This is a genomic window from Streptomyces sp. NPDC002889, assembly GCF_042888425.1.
In the GTDB taxonomy this organism is placed as follows: Bacteria; Actinomycetota; Actinomycetes; order Streptomycetales; family Streptomycetaceae; genus Streptomyces.
The window spans coordinates 539,514-555,229 of the sequence record NZ_JBIAPT010000001.1 but is presented as its reverse complement, the minus strand read 5'-3'; the positions used below and the strand labels follow the sequence as shown (position 1 = coordinate 555,229).

At 70.4% G+C, this 15,716-nt stretch carries 12 protein-coding genes; 3 read left to right on the top strand and 9 right to left on the bottom strand.

What is annotated here, in order from left to right; genetic code table 11:
• Positions 1–113: 113 nt before the first annotated feature.
• The 3 genes from ACFYWI_RS02510 to ACFYWI_RS02500 all read right to left on the bottom strand — a co-directional run bounded on the left by ACFYWI_RS02510 (position 114) and on the right by ACFYWI_RS02500 (position 5,028).
• Complete coding sequence (locus ACFYWI_RS02510) at positions 114–1,097, bottom strand: EamA family transporter (RefSeq protein ID WP_389224242.1); 984 nt, start codon at positions 1,095–1,097, stop codon at positions 114–116.
• A 103-nt stretch (positions 1,098–1,200) separates the two neighbouring features.
• The gene (locus ACFYWI_RS02505) at positions 1,201–2,787 is read right to left on the bottom strand and encodes a PucR family transcriptional regulator (RefSeq protein ID WP_389224239.1); all 1,587 of its coding nucleotides are present in this window, start codon (positions 2,785–2,787) and stop codon (positions 1,201–1,203) included.
• Positions 2,788–2,910: 123 nt separating this feature from the next.
• Complete coding sequence (locus tag ACFYWI_RS02500) at positions 2,911–5,028, bottom strand: ATP-binding protein (protein ID WP_389224236.1); 2,118 nt, start codon at positions 5,026–5,028, stop codon at positions 2,911–2,913.
• A 153-nt stretch (positions 5,029–5,181) separates the two neighbouring features.
• Between ACFYWI_RS02500 and ACFYWI_RS02495 the strand changes: the two genes are divergently transcribed.
• The 3 genes from ACFYWI_RS02495 to ACFYWI_RS02485 all read left to right on the top strand — a co-directional run bounded on the left by ACFYWI_RS02495 (position 5,182) and on the right by ACFYWI_RS02485 (position 8,201).
• Entirely contained in the window at positions 5,182–5,883 is a 702-nt protein-coding gene (locus tag ACFYWI_RS02495; RefSeq protein WP_389224233.1) for a hypothetical protein, read from the top strand.
• A gap of 50 nt (positions 5,884–5,933) precedes the next feature.
• Positions 5,934–7,268 (top strand): 4-aminobutyrate--2-oxoglutarate transaminase, encoded by a 1,335-nt coding sequence (gene gabT / locus ACFYWI_RS02490; RefSeq protein WP_389224230.1) that lies wholly within the window; start codon positions 5,934–5,936, stop codon positions 7,266–7,268.
• Between the two features lie 87 nt (positions 7,269–7,355).
• Entirely contained in the window at positions 7,356–8,201 is an 846-nt protein-coding gene (locus ACFYWI_RS02485; RefSeq protein WP_389224227.1) for a phosphatase PAP2 family protein, read from the top strand.
• Here the strand turns inward: ACFYWI_RS02485 and ACFYWI_RS02480 are convergent.
• From ACFYWI_RS02480 to ACFYWI_RS02455, 6 genes are all read right to left on the bottom strand, one after another.
• A complete protein-coding gene (locus tag ACFYWI_RS02480; protein WP_389224449.1) occupies positions 8,137–9,918 on the bottom strand; it encodes a chitinase in 1,782 nt (593 codons plus the stop codon). The genes ACFYWI_RS02485 and ACFYWI_RS02480 overlap by 65 nt on opposite strands.
• Before the next feature lie 148 nt (positions 9,919–10,066).
• The gene (locus tag ACFYWI_RS02475; protein WP_389224224.1) at positions 10,067–11,479 is read right to left on the bottom strand and encodes an NAD(P)/FAD-dependent oxidoreductase; all 1,413 of its coding nucleotides are present in this window, start codon (positions 11,477–11,479) and stop codon (positions 10,067–10,069) included.
• Positions 11,480–11,500: 21 nt separating this feature from the next.
• Positions 11,501–12,298, bottom strand: coding sequence for an ABC transporter permease (locus tag ACFYWI_RS02470; RefSeq protein WP_389224221.1), 798 nt, complete (start codon positions 12,296–12,298; stop codon positions 11,501–11,503).
• Positions 12,298–13,215, bottom strand: a complete 918-nt coding sequence (locus ACFYWI_RS02465) for an ABC transporter permease (protein ID WP_389224218.1) — start codon at positions 13,213–13,215, stop codon at positions 12,298–12,300. The genes ACFYWI_RS02470 and ACFYWI_RS02465 overlap by 1 nt, the downstream gene beginning before the upstream one ends.
• On the bottom strand, positions 13,212–14,366 hold the full coding sequence (locus ACFYWI_RS02460; protein ID WP_389224215.1) for an ABC transporter ATP-binding protein: 1,155 nt from the start codon (positions 14,364–14,366) through the stop codon (positions 13,212–13,214). The genes ACFYWI_RS02465 and ACFYWI_RS02460 overlap by 4 nt, the downstream gene beginning before the upstream one ends.
• A 45-nt stretch (positions 14,367–14,411) precedes the next feature.
• Positions 14,412–15,659, bottom strand: a complete 1,248-nt coding sequence (locus ACFYWI_RS02455; protein ID WP_389224212.1) for a PotD/PotF family extracellular solute-binding protein — start codon at positions 15,657–15,659, stop codon at positions 14,412–14,414.
• Positions 15,660–15,716: the final 57 nt, after the last annotated feature.

Sequence of the window (15,716 nt, the reverse complement as noted above, 5' to 3'; positions counted from 1 at the left end):
CCGAGTAGATGGGGGTTTGTCTGTGCCCACGGTAGGACCGGGACCGCCCGAACGTGTTTGTCCGGCGTGGAGTGGTGGCCGGGCGGTCTCTGACGCTTTGGCGAGTGAGCAGGTCAGCGACGTCGTTCCGTGCTGACGATCAGACACACCCCGGCCACGACGACGGTGCCGCCGACGGCGATCGGCCAGCTCAGCTCTTCGTTCAGGACCATCGCGCCGAGCAGCACGGCGACGACCGGGTTCACGTAGGCGTAGGTGGCGACCAGCGACAGCGGGGCCGAGTGCAGCAGCCAGGCGTACGCCGTGAACGCGATGAGCGAGCCGAAGACGACGAGATAGGCCAGGGCGGTCCAGGAGCGTGCGGAGACGTCCGCGAGGTCGAAACCGTGCTGCTCGCCCCGGCCCAGCGCGACCAGCAGACAGCCGATACCGCCCGCGACCATCTCGTACGCGCTCGCCGCGAACGGGTTGGCCGGCATCGGGATGCGCGAGGAGGAGAAGGAACCGACCGACCACATGGTGGTGGCGGCGATCACGGTCAGGACGCCCGTGATGCGCACCTCGCCGCTGAGCCCCGGCAGGGTCAGTACGGCCAGTCCCGCGAGCCCCAGCGCCACGCCGAGGTAGGCGCCGAGGCCGGGCCGCTCGCCGAAGGCCCGCCGCAGCAGCACGACCCAGGCCGGAACGACGGCGATCAGCAGTGCGGTCAGCCCGGAGGGCACGGTGGTCTCGGCGAGGACGACGAGGCCGTTGCCACCGAGGAGGAGCAGCACGCCGACGGTCGCGGCGGAGGCGAGCTGGGCACGCGTCACCTTGAGCGCCGACACGCCCTGCCGCCAGGCCACCAGCGTGGCCAGGATCAGACCGGCGACGACGAACCGTCCCGCGGCCGAAAGGAACGGCGGCATGGTCTCGACGACGATGCGGATGCCGAGGTAGGTGGAGCCCCAGACGACGTAGACGATGGCGAGTGCGCCCCAGACCGCTCCGGGTATCCGGCGGCCGGGTGCGGCGGTCTCTGCCGCGCCGGGCGCGGAGGTGCCAGGGGTGCCGGCCTCGCAGGGGCGGGCTTCAGGGGTGCTGGAGTTGGTGACCACAAGGCAGGACCCTAGATACCTCAGCACTCAACTTCCAGAATTCTGCCCGATTCCGGGCACAAATCCGGGAAATTCTCTCGCTTCAGCAGCGCGACGCCAGAGATCACTCGGTCGCGGCGGCAGCCGTCGCCGGCCCCGCCGTCGTCTTCAGCGCCAGCCAGAGCTCCATACGGACGTCCGGGTCGTCCAGCGAGCGGCCGAGGATCTCCTCCACACGGCGCATCCGGTAACGCAGGGTGTGCCGGTGCACTCCGAGGTCGGCGGCGGCCGCGTCCCACTGTCCGTGGCGGGAGAGCCAGGCGCGCAGGGAGGCGACCAGGTCGCCGCGGCCGGTCGCATCGTGCTCGTACAGCGCACGCAGCATGCCGTCCGCGAAGGCACGTACGGCGTCGTCCGCGAGCAGGGGGAGGATCGAACCTGTCGCCAGTTCGTCGTGCTCGACCAGGGCGCGGCCGCGGCGGCGGGCCACCGAGAGTGACTGTTCGGCCTGCTTGTACGCGCCGGCTGCCGCTATCGGGCCGGTCGGCGCGGAGAGCCCGACGTACGTCTCGGCGTCGGCCGCCTCCTTGTCCCCGTACGCGGCCGCGCACGCCGCCACCACCGCACCGCCGTCCGCTGCCAGCACCACGAGGCGGTCGTCGACGTCCGGGACGGCCAGCAGCGCCTCGCCGGCCCGCGCGGCAGCCGACTCCAGCGACTCCGTGAACACATGGAGGGGGTCGTCGGCGCCCTTGGGGGGTGCGTCCCCGGCCCGTTCGGCGAGCAGCAGCCGGAAGGGGGCGTCCAGCAGGCCGCCGTACAGATCCCCGGCGACCGCCCGCGCATGGTCCGGCTGCCCGGACAGCAGCATCCGCAGCACCGCGGCGCCCAGGCGCTGCTCGGCCGCCTGGAGCGCCCGGGAACGCTCGGTGGACAGGGTCAGCAGGGCGACCGCGGAGTGCACGGCATAGCGCTCGGCGGTACCCAGTGGCGCTCCCGTGCCGACCGCGAGCGCGCCCCGCACCCGGCGCCCGCTGCCGAGCGACTGGAGCTCGACCCGGTCGTCGCCGTCCGTGCCACCCACCACGGCGCTCGCGGGCGCGGCCCGCTCCCGCAGCCTTTCCACGTCACCGGTCAGCCGGGCGGCCCGGCGCGCGGCCCACTCGGGCGCGGCCGCGACAACCGCGCCGGATGCGTCGTACAGCGCGGCCCAGCCGTCGATGTGCGCGGCGAGCCGGGCGACCACGGCGTCGGGACCCTCGGCGAGCGCGGCGCGCGTCAGCTCGCGCTGTGCCTCGAACCCCGCGGTCACGGCCCGGTACTGGTCGGCCGCGATCGCGGCCGAGACGGCCTTGCTGATCGCGAGGAACGGCGTTCGGCGCGGCACTGCGAGCAGCGGCAGTCCCTCTTCCTTGGCCGCCTCCACCAGCGCGTCCGGGATGTCCTCGTAGTACACGCCGACCGCGAAGCCGAGGCCCACCACACCCGCGCCGACCAGCCTGCGCACATAGCGGCGCATGGCCTCGCGGTCCTCGGCGTCCAGGGTCATGGCGGTGACGAGCAGCAGCTCGCCGCCCTCCATGTACGGCACGGGGTCGGCGAGTTCGCTGACATGGGCCCAGCGCACGGGAACCTCGAGCCGGTCCTCGCCGGCACGCACGGTGAGCTTGAGCGCCGAGTGCTGGACGAGCGAGGCGAGCGTGGGCGGCATGGGACCGTGGGCCCTTCGGGCAGGAGGTGCGGGGCGTATCGAGCAGGAGGTGCGGGGTATTTCGCCGTCCCGTATGAACGTCGTACCTCGATTCTGCCAGGAGGTAGCAGTCCGCGAGTCGTCTCAGGTCCGCAGATCCACCAGGAGCGGCGGAGCATGCTCGCCCCGCACGTTGGTGAGCGAGAGCACCGCGTGCCCGGCGGGCAGTCCGTGTGCCAGGTCGGACGCCGACCAGCGGGCCCGTTCGACCTCGCGCACGGTGACCGCCTCGGCAGTGGTCGCCTTGCCCGTGACCAGTCGGCGCATCATGTGCAGCGCCTTGGTCAACGGCTCGTCCGAGATGATCTGCCGGTTGGTGACGTCCCTCGTCTGCACCCACTCGGTGCCCCAGGTCTCGGCGAACCGCCCGCCGTCCCACGGCGCGAGGCCCGCGAACGCCATCCGGCAGCCGACCGCGCCGAGCAGCGGATCGCGCAGCGCCTCCGGTACGTCCTCCAGAGTGCGCAGCGCGAGCACCACACCGGCGTGCGCGGAGCGGAGCCGCTGCACGGCCCGCACCGAGTCGGGGGTGACGGTGCAAGCGGCGTCGTCGAGGACCAGGCAGGCGAACAGCGAACGGTCCGAGCGGACCAGGGCGGCCTCGGTGAACTGGGCCAGGACGAGCCGGGCGATGATCCGGGATGCCTCGGCATGGCCGCGCTCGGGCAGATCCACGCGCACCCGCAGCGGGTGCTCGATGGCACGCAGCGAGAACTGCCGTCCGCCGCCTTCGGTGCGGAAGAAGTCCACGAAGGCGGGCCGGTCGAGGAACGCGATCCGCTCGGCGAGCAGCACCCCGATGTCGTCGGCGCGCTCCGACTGCCGGGCCCGGGCGTCGAGTTCACGCAGCTGGGACGCTTCCTTGGCCGCTTCCAGGGCGGTGCGCAGGTCCCCCAGCGGGCCGGGCGCCCCGCCGACGAGATCCCGCAGCTGAGGCACGGCCGGGAAGTGCCCGTGGACACTGCGGTACGGGCCGATCAGCTGGGCGAGCGCGGTGGCGGCGCGCCTGATGTCGGCGACCAGGTCCCCGACGAGCGCTTCGGCGAGGATGCGCGCGGCCTCGTCGGGGTCGTCGGCTCCCCCGTACAGGTCGAGGTCATGGGTGGAGGAGGGCCGGCCCGGTGCGACGACCAGGTCGAAGGAGTCGTCGGGGGCGAGTGCGGTGCCGTGGGCGGTGACAGCGACGACGGCCGCCCGGTTGGCGAGCGCCTGCAGGCACAGCGACTCCACGACCGGTCGCATCAGGCGCACGGTCTTGCCGGAGCCGGACGGACCGACCGCGAGCAGCGAGGTCCCGAGCAGTGCGGGTTCGAGTGCGACGCCGGTGGTGCGGCGGGCGTAGGGGTTGCGGGTGTCGTCCACGGCGGTGCCGATCCTGACCTGGGCGGTGGCCAGGTCGTGCACGGCGGTGCGCACCGGCAGGTCGCGTACGCCCGAGGGGTGCGCGCAGGCGGCCGCGCCGTCCCGGCGCACGGTGTCGGCGAAGGCGGGCAGCCGCTCGGGCCTGGCGTGCACGCCCTGCCAGGCGCGCCGGATCCTGGCGCAGTCGACATCGCCGAGCGTTCCCGCACGGGCGGCCTCGGCGAGCTGGGTGGCGGCCTCGGTCAGTCCGGCGGCACGCAGCTCGGGCCATTCCACGGGGTCGGCCCCGGGGGCGGGCGGCGGCGGGGCCGCGGCGCGCCTGCGAGGGCGCACCACATAGCGCTGCCAGATCTCCGGGACATGCCCGACGCGGGCGAAGAAGATCAGCATCCCGCCGCCGATGATCACGTAGTAGACGTAGCTGGCGGTGGCCCACATCGTCGCGTCGGTGCGCCAGGAGTCGGGGGTCAGCACCAGCAGCGGCCACAGCCAGTAGCGCCCGAGGTAGCCGTTCCACAGCAGGGACCACAGCAGCCAGCCGCTGAGCAAGGCGATCAGCGCCCCGGCGAACAGCCGTCGCGCGGGAACGAGTTCGGGCTCCTCGTCGGGACGCGCCCGGTGCCCGAGCCGCCAGATGCCGGGCTCGGCCTGCGGCCTCGGCGTGCGCAGCCAGTCGACGACGGCGGGCCGGGTGACCGGCGCGTGGCCGGGCAGCGCGGGCGCCCCGGGAGGCACTCCCGGCGCGCCCGGCACTTCTCGCCCGCCCGGTGGCGGCCCCGCGGGCCGCGGCACCGGATTGGCCCGTGTGCCCCGTGCGTCGAATGTGCCTTCGGATTCCATGAACCGCTGCCCCCTGACCAGCCAGGCCCGCTCTGTGCACGGTCAATCTAGTGCCCCCGCGTGGGGAGTTCACCGACTCCTGCCGGTGTGTGACGGGCCAGGCCGGGACCTTCAGGGCTTTCCTGCCGCACCCGGCATGGTCATGATCAGCCCATGACTGACGCAAAGTCACCGGTGTACGGGGCCCGGTTCGGCCGGGACCGCGGAACCGTGGGCCTTCTGGCCCTCGCGGCCGTCCTCATCCCGGGCCTTCTGCTGCCCGGCACTCCGCTCGTCGCGCAGCTGCTCGGGATCCCGTTGTTCGGCGGCGGGCTGCTCATGGTGGCGGGCTCGCTGACCCGCAAGGCGGCGCTGCGGGTCGACGAGAAAGGTGTGCTTCTCGGCGGCACCCCGTTGCGCCACCGGGCGACCACCGCCCATGCGCCCTGGCAGGACATCACCGCGGTCGTGCTGTGGCGACATCGTGTGCCGAACGCCTCCGTCCCGTACGTGGGCCTGGCCCGTCGCGAGAGGGCAGCGCCACTGCCCGGGCCGGGTCAGGGCAGGCGGGCACGTGCCGCCATGCGCATCCTCATTCCCCACATCCCGGTCGATGTGGCCATGGCCTCGCGCCCGGTGATCGGCTGGCGCCTCGACCGGGCGTGCCTGACCGCGGCGGTCGCCCACTTCGGGGCGTCCCGGTGTCCGACGCCGGCTGAGGAACCTGGGCGACCCGACGCCCCGGCACGGGGCCGCAAGCCGCGCAACGGCCGCCTGGCGGCGCGCGCCCGGCGGCGGGACTATGTCCGTCGAGGACAACGACACACCCCCAATACTCCCGAACGGCGCATGCCCACTCCCCGCTCGCGCGCCTAGCCTGCGGAGAAAGACACAAGAAGCGTCCGGAACACCCCCAGGAGCCCCTCATGACCGCAATCCCGCAGGAGCGCCGCGTCGTCACCGCCATTCCCGGCCCGAAGTCGCAGGAACTGCAGGCCCGCCGCACGGCCACGGTGGCCGGTGGTGTGGGATCCGTGCTGCCCGTGTTCACGGCTCGTGCGGGTGGCGGCATCATCGAGGACGTCGACGGCAACCGCCTGATCGACTTCGGCTCCGGCATCGCCGTGACCTCGGTCGGCGCCTCCGCCGAGGCCGTCGTACGACGCGCCTCCGCGCAGCTCGCCGACTTCACGCACACCTGTTTCATGGTCACGCCCTACGAGGGCTACGTCGAGGTGTGTGAGGCGCTCGCCGAGCTGACGCCGGGCGACCACGCCAAGAAGTCCGCGCTGTTCAACTCCGGTGCCGAGGCCGTCGAGAACGCCGTCAAGATCGCCCGTGCGTACACCAAGCGCCAGGCCGTCGTCGTCTTCGACCACGGCTACCACGGCCGCACGAACCTCACGATGGCGCTGACCGCCAAGAACATGCCGTACAAGCACGGCTTCGGCCCGTTCGCCCCCGAGATCTACCGCGTCCCGGTCGCCTACGGCTACCGCTGGCCGACCGGCCCGGAGAACTGCGGCCCCGAGGCCGCTGCCCAGGCCATCGACCAGATCACCAAGCAGGTCGGCGCGGAGAACGTCGCCGCGATCATCATCGAGCCGGTCCTCGGCGAGGGCGGCTTCATCGAGCCGGCCAAGGGCTTCCTTCCGGCGATCGTGAAGTTCGCGAACGACAACGGCATCGTCTTCGTCGCCGACGAGATCCAGTCCGGCTTCTGCCGCACCGGCCAGTGGTTCGCCTGCGAGGACGAGGGCATCGTCCCGGACCTGATCACCACCGCCAAGGGCATCGCGGGCGGTCTGCCGCTCGCCGCCGTGACCGGCCGCGCCGAGATCATGGACGCCCCGCACGCGGGCGGCCTCGGCGGCACCTACGGCGGCAACCCGGTGGCCTGCGCCGGTGCGCTCGGCGCCATCGAGACCATGCGCGAGCAGGACCTCAACGGCAAGGCCAAGCGCATCGAGGAGGTCATGAAGGGCCGCCTCACCGCGATGCAGGAGAAGTACGAGATCATCGGCGACATCCGCGGCCGCGGCGCCATGATCGCGATCGAGCTGGTCAAGGACCCGGCGACCAAGGAGCCCAACCCGGAGGCCGCGGGCGCGCTCGCCAAGGCCTGCCACGCGGAGGGGCTGATGGTGCTCACCTGCGGCACGTACGGCAACGTGCTGCGCTTCCTGCCGCCGCTGGTCATCGGCGAGGACCTGCTGAACGAGGGTCTCGACCTCATCGAGAACGCGTTCGGCCAGATCTGACGTCCTGTGAAGAAGCTGTGGGGGCCCGATGGCGGGTTGGAGATCCGTCTGTCGGTCCCCCCGGCCACTGACGTACGGTCTGCGCAGATGAGAGAAACACCTCGCTCGCAGGAGACTGCGGGCGAACCCGGGTCGGAGCCTCTCCAGCCCCGTCCTGGTCGTGCCCTGGCGCACACCACTGGAGCCTCAGGCTCCGAAACTCCTCACCGATCGGATGGCCGCTCGCCCCAAACCCCCCGGGGCGCGCGGCAAACCGATCCGACCGGTCCCCTCGCAACCACCCCCCCTGTTGCGAGGCGACCGGTCTTTCGGCATGTCCGGGCCTTCGCCCTCGCGCTCTGCGCCGTACTCTCCGCCCTCGTCACCTGGCAGGTCGCCGACGACGGCCCCCTTCGGCGGGCGGACGAACACATGGGGCGCGCCCTGTTCGGCGACGCTCCCGCCGCACTGACCGAGCCGCTCGCCGATCTCGGCAGCATGCCGGTCGCGCTGCCCGTGCTCACCGCGGCGATCGCGTACACCCTGTGGCGCACCGGGCGGTGGCGGCCGGCGCTCGCCGCCGCGCTCACCATGGCGGCCGTGCCCGCGCTCGTCGTCCCGCTCAAGCTGTGGATCGCCCGCCCGGGCCCGCTCGAACCCGGCACCGGCTGGTACCCCTCGGGTCACACCGCGACCGCGATGGTCGCCTACGGCGGTGCCGCACTGCTCCTCGCCCCGCACCTCGGGCGCCGATGGACGATGCCCGTCGCCGTGCTGCTCACCCTGGCGACGGGCATCGGTCTGGTGCTGCGCGGCTACCACTGGCCGCTGGATGTCATCGGCAGCGTCTTGCTGTGTGCGCTGCTGCTCACGCCTCTCGCCTGCGGCGTCAGCTCCAGCGATAGGCGTCGAAGTTCTTCGAGAACTCCCACTGGCTGTAGCGGTCCCAGTTGATCGACCAGGTCATCAGGCCGCGCAGCGAGGGCCAGGTGCCATGGGTCCGGTACGAGCCGCAGTCGGCCTTCCTGGTCAGGCAGTCCAGAGCCTTGTTCACCTCGGCGGGCGCGGTGTGACCGTTGCCCGCGTTGGTCGAGGCCGGAAGTCCGATCGCGACCTGGTCGGGGCGCAGCGCCGGGAAGAACCTGGACTGGTCACCGGCCACCGGGAAGCCGGTGAGCAGCATGTCGGTCATCGCGATGTGGAAGTCCGCGCCGCCCATGGTGTGGTACTGGTTGTCGAGGCCCATGATCGGCCCCGAGTTGTAGTCCTGGACATGCAGCAGCGTGAGGTCGTCACGCATGGCGTGGATGACCGGGAGGTACGAACCGGCGCGCGGGTCCTGGCCGCCGAACGACCCGGAGCCGTAGAACTGGTAGCCGAGCTGCACGAAAAAGGTCTCGGGGGCCATCGTCAGCACGAAGTCGCTGCCGTACTTGGCCTTGAGGGTCTTCAGCGCCGAGATCAGGTTGACGATCACGGGGGTGGTCGGGTTGCGGAAGTCGGTGTCGCCCGCGTTCAGGGACAGTGAGTGGCCCTCGAAGTCGATGTCCAGGCCGTCGAGTCCGTAGTCGTCGATGATCTTCGACACGGAGCTGACGAAGGCGTCGCGTGCGGCCGTGGTGGAGAGCTGGACCTGGCCGTTGGCGCCGCCGATGGAGATGAGGACCTTCTTGCCCGCGGCCTGCTTGGCCCTGACGGCCGCCTTGAAGTCCGCCTCCGGCTCGACGTTCGGACACTCGGCGACCGGGCAGAGCGTGAAGCGGATGTCGCCCGAGGTGACCGAAGTCGGCTCGCCGAAGGCGAGGTTGATGACGTCCCAGGAATCCGGGACGTCGGCCATGCGGGTGTAGCCGGAGCCATTGGCGAAGCTCGCGTGCAGATAGCCGACGAGGGCGTGGGCCGGCAGGTCGCCGCCGCTGCCGCCGCCCGCCGTGGTCGTGGCGCTAACGGCCGTCGACTTCGGTGACTCGCCGGCGTCGTTGACCGCGGAGACCTGGAAGCTGTACGCCGTGGACGGAGCGAGTCCGGTGACGTTCGCCGACGTGCCGCTGACGGTCGCGACCCGCGTACCGCCGCGGTAGACGTGGTAGCCGGTGGCGCCCGGCGATGAGGTCCAGCTCAGCGGCACGGAGGTGGAGCCGGGGCTGCCGGCCCGCAGCCCCGTGGGGGCGGCCGGTAACTGCACCGGGTCGCCACCGGGCCCGAGCAGGGAGATGTCGTCGGCGTGGTAGGCCGGGGTGCCGTACCAGCCGTGGGTGTAGATCGTCACCGAGGTGGTCGACGCCCCCGTGCGGAAGCTCGTCGACAGCCGCTGCCAGCTCGGCGCGGACGCCGTCCAGGTGGAGACGTCGGTGGTGCCGGTGCCGGTCGCGCCGAGGTGGACATAGCTGCCCTGGACCCAACCGCTCAGCGTGTAGTCGGAGTTCGGCCTGACGGTGACGGTCTGGCTGCACCTGGCGTTGTCACTGCCGGCCGGGGTGGCCTTGAGGGCGGACGCGCCGCCATGGGTGGGTGAGCCGACGACGGCGCCGCTGCCGGCCGTACAGCTCCAGCCGGTCAGTGCGGACTCGAAGCCTCCGTTGCGGGCGAGTTCGGTGTCGGCCGCTGTTGCGGACGATGCCGTGGCGACGAGTCCTCCGGCGGCGAGGACAGCCGCGCTCAGGGCAGCCATAGGTCTGGTGCGGTCCACAACTTCCTCCAGGCGTGGGGGTGTTGGAGTGGTGGCGCGCGACACAATGGTCCAGACCAATCAAGTTGTCAATCCCCCCGGCACTCCCCCGTCCCCCGGCACACGTCCGGCGGGCGCCCGCAGGGCACCTTCAACTGTCGAAGCCGAGACCGAGCCGGTCCATCGACTTCAGCCACAGGTTGCGCCGGCCGCCATGGGAATCCGCCCTCGCCAGCGACCACTTGGTCAGCGCGATACCCGCCCACGCAACGGGCTCCGGCGGGAACGGCAGCGGCTTGCTGCGCACCATCTTCAGCTGCGTACGTTCCGTCCTCTCGCCGTCGAGCAGGTCGAGCATCACGTCCGCGCCGAAGCGGGTCGCGCCGACCCCCAGGCCCGTGAAACCCGCGGCGTACGCGACCTTCCCCGCGTGCGCCGTGCCGAAGAAGGCGGAGAAGCGCGAGCAGGTGTCGATCGCACCGCCCCAGGCATGGCTGAACCGGAGCCCCTCCAGCTGCGGGAAGCAGCGGAAGAAGTGCGAGGCGAGCTTCAGATACGTCTGCGGCCGGTGCTCCAGCTCGGCGCTGACCTTGCCGCCGTACGGATAGATGGCGTCGTAGCCGCCCCACAGGATGCGATGGTCGGCAGTGATCCGGAAGTAGTGGAACTGGTTGGCACTGTCGCCGAGCCCCTGGCGTCGCTTCCAGCCGATCGACGCGAGCTGCGCGGGTGTGAGCGGCTCGGTCATCAGGGCGTAGTCGTAGACCGGGACGGTGTACGCACGTACCCGTCTGACCAGGGACGGGAACACGTTGGTGCCGAGCGCGACCCGGCGGGCGTGGACCCGTCCGTACGGGGTGCGGACCGCCATCCCCGCGCCGGAGGCGGCGAGTTCGAGTCCCGGGGTGTTCTCGTAGACGCGCACACCGAGGTCCGTGCACGCCTGCTTGAGCCCCCAGGCGAGCTTGGCGGGGTGCAGCATCGCGACACCGCGCCGGTCCCACAGGCCCCCGAGGAACGTCGGCGAGTCCACCTCCGCGCGCACGGCGTCCGCGTCCATCAGTTCGAGGCCGGTGAAGCCGAGCCGGGACGCCTCCTCGTACATCTCCCGCAGTTCGGCGAGCTGGTGCGGCTCGGTGGCCACGTCGATCTCGCCGGTGCGCTCGAAGTCGCAGTCGATGCCGTAGCGGGCGACGGCGTCCTCGATGGCGTCGAGGTTGCGCTCCCCGAGCTCCTCCAGCTTCGCCATTTCCTCGGGCCAGCGGGCGAGCCCGTTGCCCAGGCCGTGGGTGAGGGAGGCGGCGCAGAAGCCGCCGTTGCGGCCCGAGGCGGCCCAGCCCACCTCGCGCCCCTCGATCAGTACGACCTCCCTTTCGGGGTCGCGTTCCTTGGCCAGCAGCGCGGTCCACAGTCCGCTGTATCCGCCGCCGACGACGAGGAGATCGCTCCGCTCGTCGCCGGTGAGGGCAGGCAGTGCGCCGGGCTTGCCGGGATCTTCCAGCCAGAAGGGGACGGGCTGGGCGTCGGAGAGTGATGAGGCAAAGGTCATGGCAGCTGGGGCCATGGTTTCCACTCCTTCGGGGTCCTACTGGGGCAGTGCGGTCTTCTTCCGCCGGTTGCTGATGACCTGACCGGCGACCACGATCAGTACGGCGATGGCGAACATGGCCGTACCGATGACGTTGATCTGGACGGGCGTACCGCGCTGGGCCGAGCCCCACACGAACATGGGGAACGTGACGGTGTTGCCCGAGTTGAAGTTGGTGATGATGAAGTCGTCGAACGACAGCGCGAAGGCGAGCATCGCGCCGGCCGCGATACCGGGCGCAGCGATCGGCAGCGTGACCCGCAGGAACGTCTGCACCGGTCCCGCGTAGAGGTCCCGCGCGGCTTCCTCCAGACGGGGGTCCATCGTCATCACGCGCGCCTTGACGGCGACCACCACGAAGCTGAGGCAGAACATGGTGTGGGCAATGAGGATGGTCCAGAAGCCCAGCTGTGCCCCGAGGTTGAGGAACAGCGTCAGCAGCGAGGCGGCCATGACCACCTCGGGCATGGCCATCGGCATGAAGATCAGCGAGTTGATCGTGCCGCGGGCGCGGAAGCGGTAGCGGACCAGTGCGAAGGCGATCATCGAGCCGAGCACGGTCGCGCCGATCGTCGCCCACAGGGCGATCTGCAGGGACAGCGTGAGCGAGTTGCACAGGTCGGCGACGCCGCACGGGTCCTTCCAGGCGTCCGTGGAGAACTCCTGCCAGGAGTAGTTGAAGCGCCCGGCCGGCTTGTTGAACGAGAACACCATGACGACGATGTTCGGAATGATCAGGTACGCGAGCGTGAGGATGCCCGCGATGACGACGAGATTGTGCCTCAGCCAACGCATCAGACGAGGTCCTCCGTCCCGGCCCGGCGGATGTAGACGGTGACCATGATCAGCACGATCCCCATCAGGATGAACGACAGCGCGGCGGCTGTCGGATAGTCGAGCACCCGCAGGAACTGCGACTGGATGACGTTGCCGATCATGCGGGTGTCGGTGGAGCCCAGCAGTTCGGCGTTGACGTAGTCGCCGCTCGCCGGGATGAAGGTCAGCAGGGTCCCCGAGACGACACCGGGCATGGACAGCGGCAGCGTCACCCTGCGGAACGTGGTTGCGGGCTTGGCATACAGATCGCCGGCCGCCTCGTGGAGGCGCGGGTCGATCCGCTCCAGCGCGGTGTACAGCGGAAGGATCATGAACGGCAGGAAGTTGTACGTCAGACCCGTGACGACCGCGAGAGGGGTGGCGAGCACGCGGTTGCCCTCGGTCATCCCCAGCCAGCTGGTGACGTCCAGGAAGCCGACGGCGTTGAGGACCTCCACCACCGGTCCACTGTCCGCAAGGATCGTCTTCCAGGCGAGCGTACGGATCAGGAAGCTGGTGAAGAACGGCGCGATGACCAGTACCAGCAGCAGATTGCGCCAGCGGCCGGCCTTGAACGCGATGAGATACGCGAGCGGATAGCCGAGCAGCAGACACAGGACGGTGGCCGTGCCCGCGTACAGCAGGGAGCGCAGGAACTGCGGGTAGTACTCGGTCAGCGCGTCCCAGTAAGTCTGGAAGTGCCAGGTGACCTCGAAGCCCGATTCCAGGGAGCCCGTCTGCACGGAGGTCGATGCCTGGTAGACCAGTGGCAGCGCGAAGAACACGAGCAGCCACAGGATGCCGGGCAGCAGCAGCCAGTACGGGACGAGCTTGCGGCGCACGGAGGTCTTGTGCACGACCGGTTCCGCGGCCGGTGGCGCCTTGGTGACGGTCATGGCGTCTTCTCCTCGACCGTCTCCACACCGGCGTCGATGTCCTGTGCCGCATCGAGGCCGAAGGTGTGCTCGGGGTTCCAGTGCAGGACCACCTCGGCGCCGGGCACCAGTCGCGTGTCGCGCTCGATGTTCTGCACGTACACCTCGAGCTCCGGGCAGACCGGGCTGTCGATGACGAACTGGGTCGAGACACCGATGAAGCTGGTGTCGGCGATCGTGCCGGTGAAGCGGTTGCGGCCGACGGCGATGCTGCCCGCGTCGTCCGCGTGTGCCAGCGAGATCTTCTCCGGCCGCACACCGACCAGCATCTTCTCCCCGGGGCTTGGCCGGGTGGCACAGCGCTCGGCGGAGATCCGCAGTTTGGCGTCGGCAGCGGTGACGACGACATCGCCCCCGCTGTTCTCCACCACCTCGGCCTCGATGAGGTTGGAGGTTCCGAGGAAGTTGGCGACAAAGGTGGTCTGCGGGTTCTCGTACAGCTCGGCGGGTGCGCCCAGCTGCTCGACCCGCCCCTTGTTCATCACCGCGACCGTGTCGGCCATGGTCATGGCCTCCTCCTGGTCGTGGGTGACATGCACGAAGGTGATGCCCACCTCGGTCTGGATCCTCTTCAGCTCCAGCTGCATCTGACGGCGCAGCTTGAGGTCGAGGGCGCCGAGCGGCTCGTCGAGGAGCAGCACCTGGGGGTGGTTGATGAGCGCGCGGGCGACCGCCACACGCTGCTGCTGGCCGCCGGAGAGCTGGTGCGGCTTGCGCTGGGCGAAGTCCCCGAGCTGGACGAGGTCCAGCATGTCGTCGACCTGCTTCTTCACCGACTTGATACCGCGGCGACGCAGGCCGAACGCGATGTTCTCGTAGACGTTCAGATGCGGGAAGAGCGCATAGCTCTGGAACACGGTGTTGACCGGTCGCTTGTGCGGCGGCAGGTCGGTGACGTTCCTGCCACCGAGAGAGACCGTACCGGTGGTGGGCTCCTCCAGGCCGGCGATCATGCGCAGGGTGGTGGTCTTGCCGCAGCCGGACGCGCCGAGCAGGGCGAAGAACGAGCCCTGCGGGATGGTCAGGTCCATCGGCTGCACGGCGATGAAGGAGCCGTACGTCTTGCTGATCCCGGAGAGGCGGACGTCGCCGCCGGCTGTCTTTTCAGTCATGGGTCGCGGTCCCAGGTGTCTCGTAAGTCGGGGAGAAAGGTCGGATCAGGCGCCGATGAGCTTGGCGAACTTCTCTTCGTACGCCGTCTCTTCCTCGGAGGAGAGCGAGCGGAAGGAGTGGGACTTGGCCGCCATGGCCTCGTCCGGGATGATCAGCGGGTTCTTGGCCAGCGCCGGGTCGATCTTCGCGAGCTCCGGGCCGACTCCGGCGACAGGAGTCACATAGTTGATGTAGGCGGCGAGCTGGGCCGCGACGGGGAGCTCGTAGTAGTAGTCGATCAGCCGGGTCGCGTTCTTCTGGTGCCGGGCGTGCGCCGGGACCAGCAGATTGTCGGTGGCCGTCATGTAGCCGGCGGCCGGGACCGCGAACCTGACGTCCGGGTTGTCGACCTGGAGCTGGATGAGGTCGCCGGCCCAGGCGACGCAGGCGGCGATGTCGCCCTTGTCGAGGTCCGAGGTGTAGTCGTTGCCGGTGAAGCGGCGGATCTGCTTCTTGTCGACGCCCTTCTGGAGCCGGTTGATGGCGGCGTCGTAGTCGGCGTCGTTGACCTTGCCGGGGTCCTTGCCCATGTCCAGCAGGGTCAGGCCGACCGTGTCGCGCATCTCGGTGAGGAAGCTGACCCGCCCCTTGAGGCTGGGGTCGTCCAGCAGCTGGGTGACGGAGTCGACCTTCTTCCCGCCGGTCGCCTTGATGTTGTAGGCGATGACGGCCGGAATACCGGTCCAGGGGTAGGAGTAGGCACGACCCGGGTCCCAGTCCGGGCTGCGGAACTGGGGCGAGAGGTTCGCGTACGCGTGCGGGAGGAGCGACGCGTCGAGCTTCTGGACCCAGCCGAGCCGGATCATGCGGGCGGCCAGCCAGTCGGTGACGTTGATCAGGTCACGGCCGGTGTCCTGGCCGGCCGCCAGCTGCGGCTGGATCTTGCCGAAGAACTCGACGTTGTCGTTGATGTCCTCGGTGTACTTGACCTGGATCCCGGTCCGTTTGGTGAACTCCGCCAGGGTCGGGCGGGTCTTCCCGTCCTCGCTGATGTCCATGTACTCGGTCCAGTTGGAGAAGTTGATCTGCTTCTCCTGGTCCGAGTGGTCGTCCGAGGCCGCCGCCCCCTCCTCGCGCTTGGCGGGCGGGATGCCGCAGGAGCTCAGGGCGGCCACGCCCCCGGCCGTGATCGCGCCGAGGCCGGCCGCGCGCAGCATCGAGCGGCGGCTGAGTGCGCCCCTGCCGTTCGTCAGAGTGCGTCGCATCGCTGCCAGTTGGGCCGCTGACAGACTCTCGGGCTGGTGGTGATCCATGCGCTGTGCCCTTTCGGGATGGGGCCGCCGGTCGGGCGGCTCGGTCACACGAGGGGA

Bases quoted from the DNA above. Each gene is read 5' to 3' on its own strand.
- ACFYWI_RS02470 (WP_389224221.1), bottom strand. From the start codon at position 12,298: ATGCGTTGGCTGAGGCACAATCTCGTCGTCATCGCGGGCATCCTCACG.
- ACFYWI_RS02500 (WP_389224236.1), bottom strand. From the start codon at position 5,028: ATGGAATCCGAAGGCACATTCGACGCACGGGGCACACGGGCCAATCCG.
- ACFYWI_RS02460 (WP_389224215.1), bottom strand. From the start codon at position 14,366: ATGACTGAAAAGACAGCCGGCGGCGACGTCCGCCTCTCCGGGATCAGC.
- ACFYWI_RS02480 (WP_389224449.1), bottom strand. From the start codon at position 9,918: ATGGCTGCCCTGAGCGCGGCTGTCCTCGCCGCCGGAGGACTCGTCGCC.
- ACFYWI_RS02465 (WP_389224218.1), bottom strand. From the start codon at position 13,215: ATGACCGTCACCAAGGCGCCACCGGCCGCGGAACCGGTCGTGCACAAG.
- gabT (WP_389224230.1), top strand. From the start codon at position 5,934: ATGACCGCAATCCCGCAGGAGCGCCGCGTCGTCACCGCCATTCCCGGC.
- ACFYWI_RS02455 (WP_389224212.1), bottom strand. From the start codon at position 15,659: ATGGATCACCACCAGCCCGAGAGTCTGTCAGCGGCCCAACTGGCAGCG.
- ACFYWI_RS02475 (WP_389224224.1), bottom strand. From the start codon at position 11,479: ATGGCCCCAGCTGCCATGACCTTTGCCTCATCACTCTCCGACGCCCAG.
- ACFYWI_RS02495 (WP_389224233.1), top strand. From the start codon at position 5,182: ATGACTGACGCAAAGTCACCGGTGTACGGGGCCCGGTTCGGCCGGGAC.
- ACFYWI_RS02485 (WP_389224227.1), top strand. From the start codon at position 7,356: ATGAGAGAAACACCTCGCTCGCAGGAGACTGCGGGCGAACCCGGGTCG.
- ACFYWI_RS02505 (WP_389224239.1), bottom strand. From the start codon at position 2,787: ATGCCGCCCACGCTCGCCTCGCTCGTCCAGCACTCGGCGCTCAAGCTC.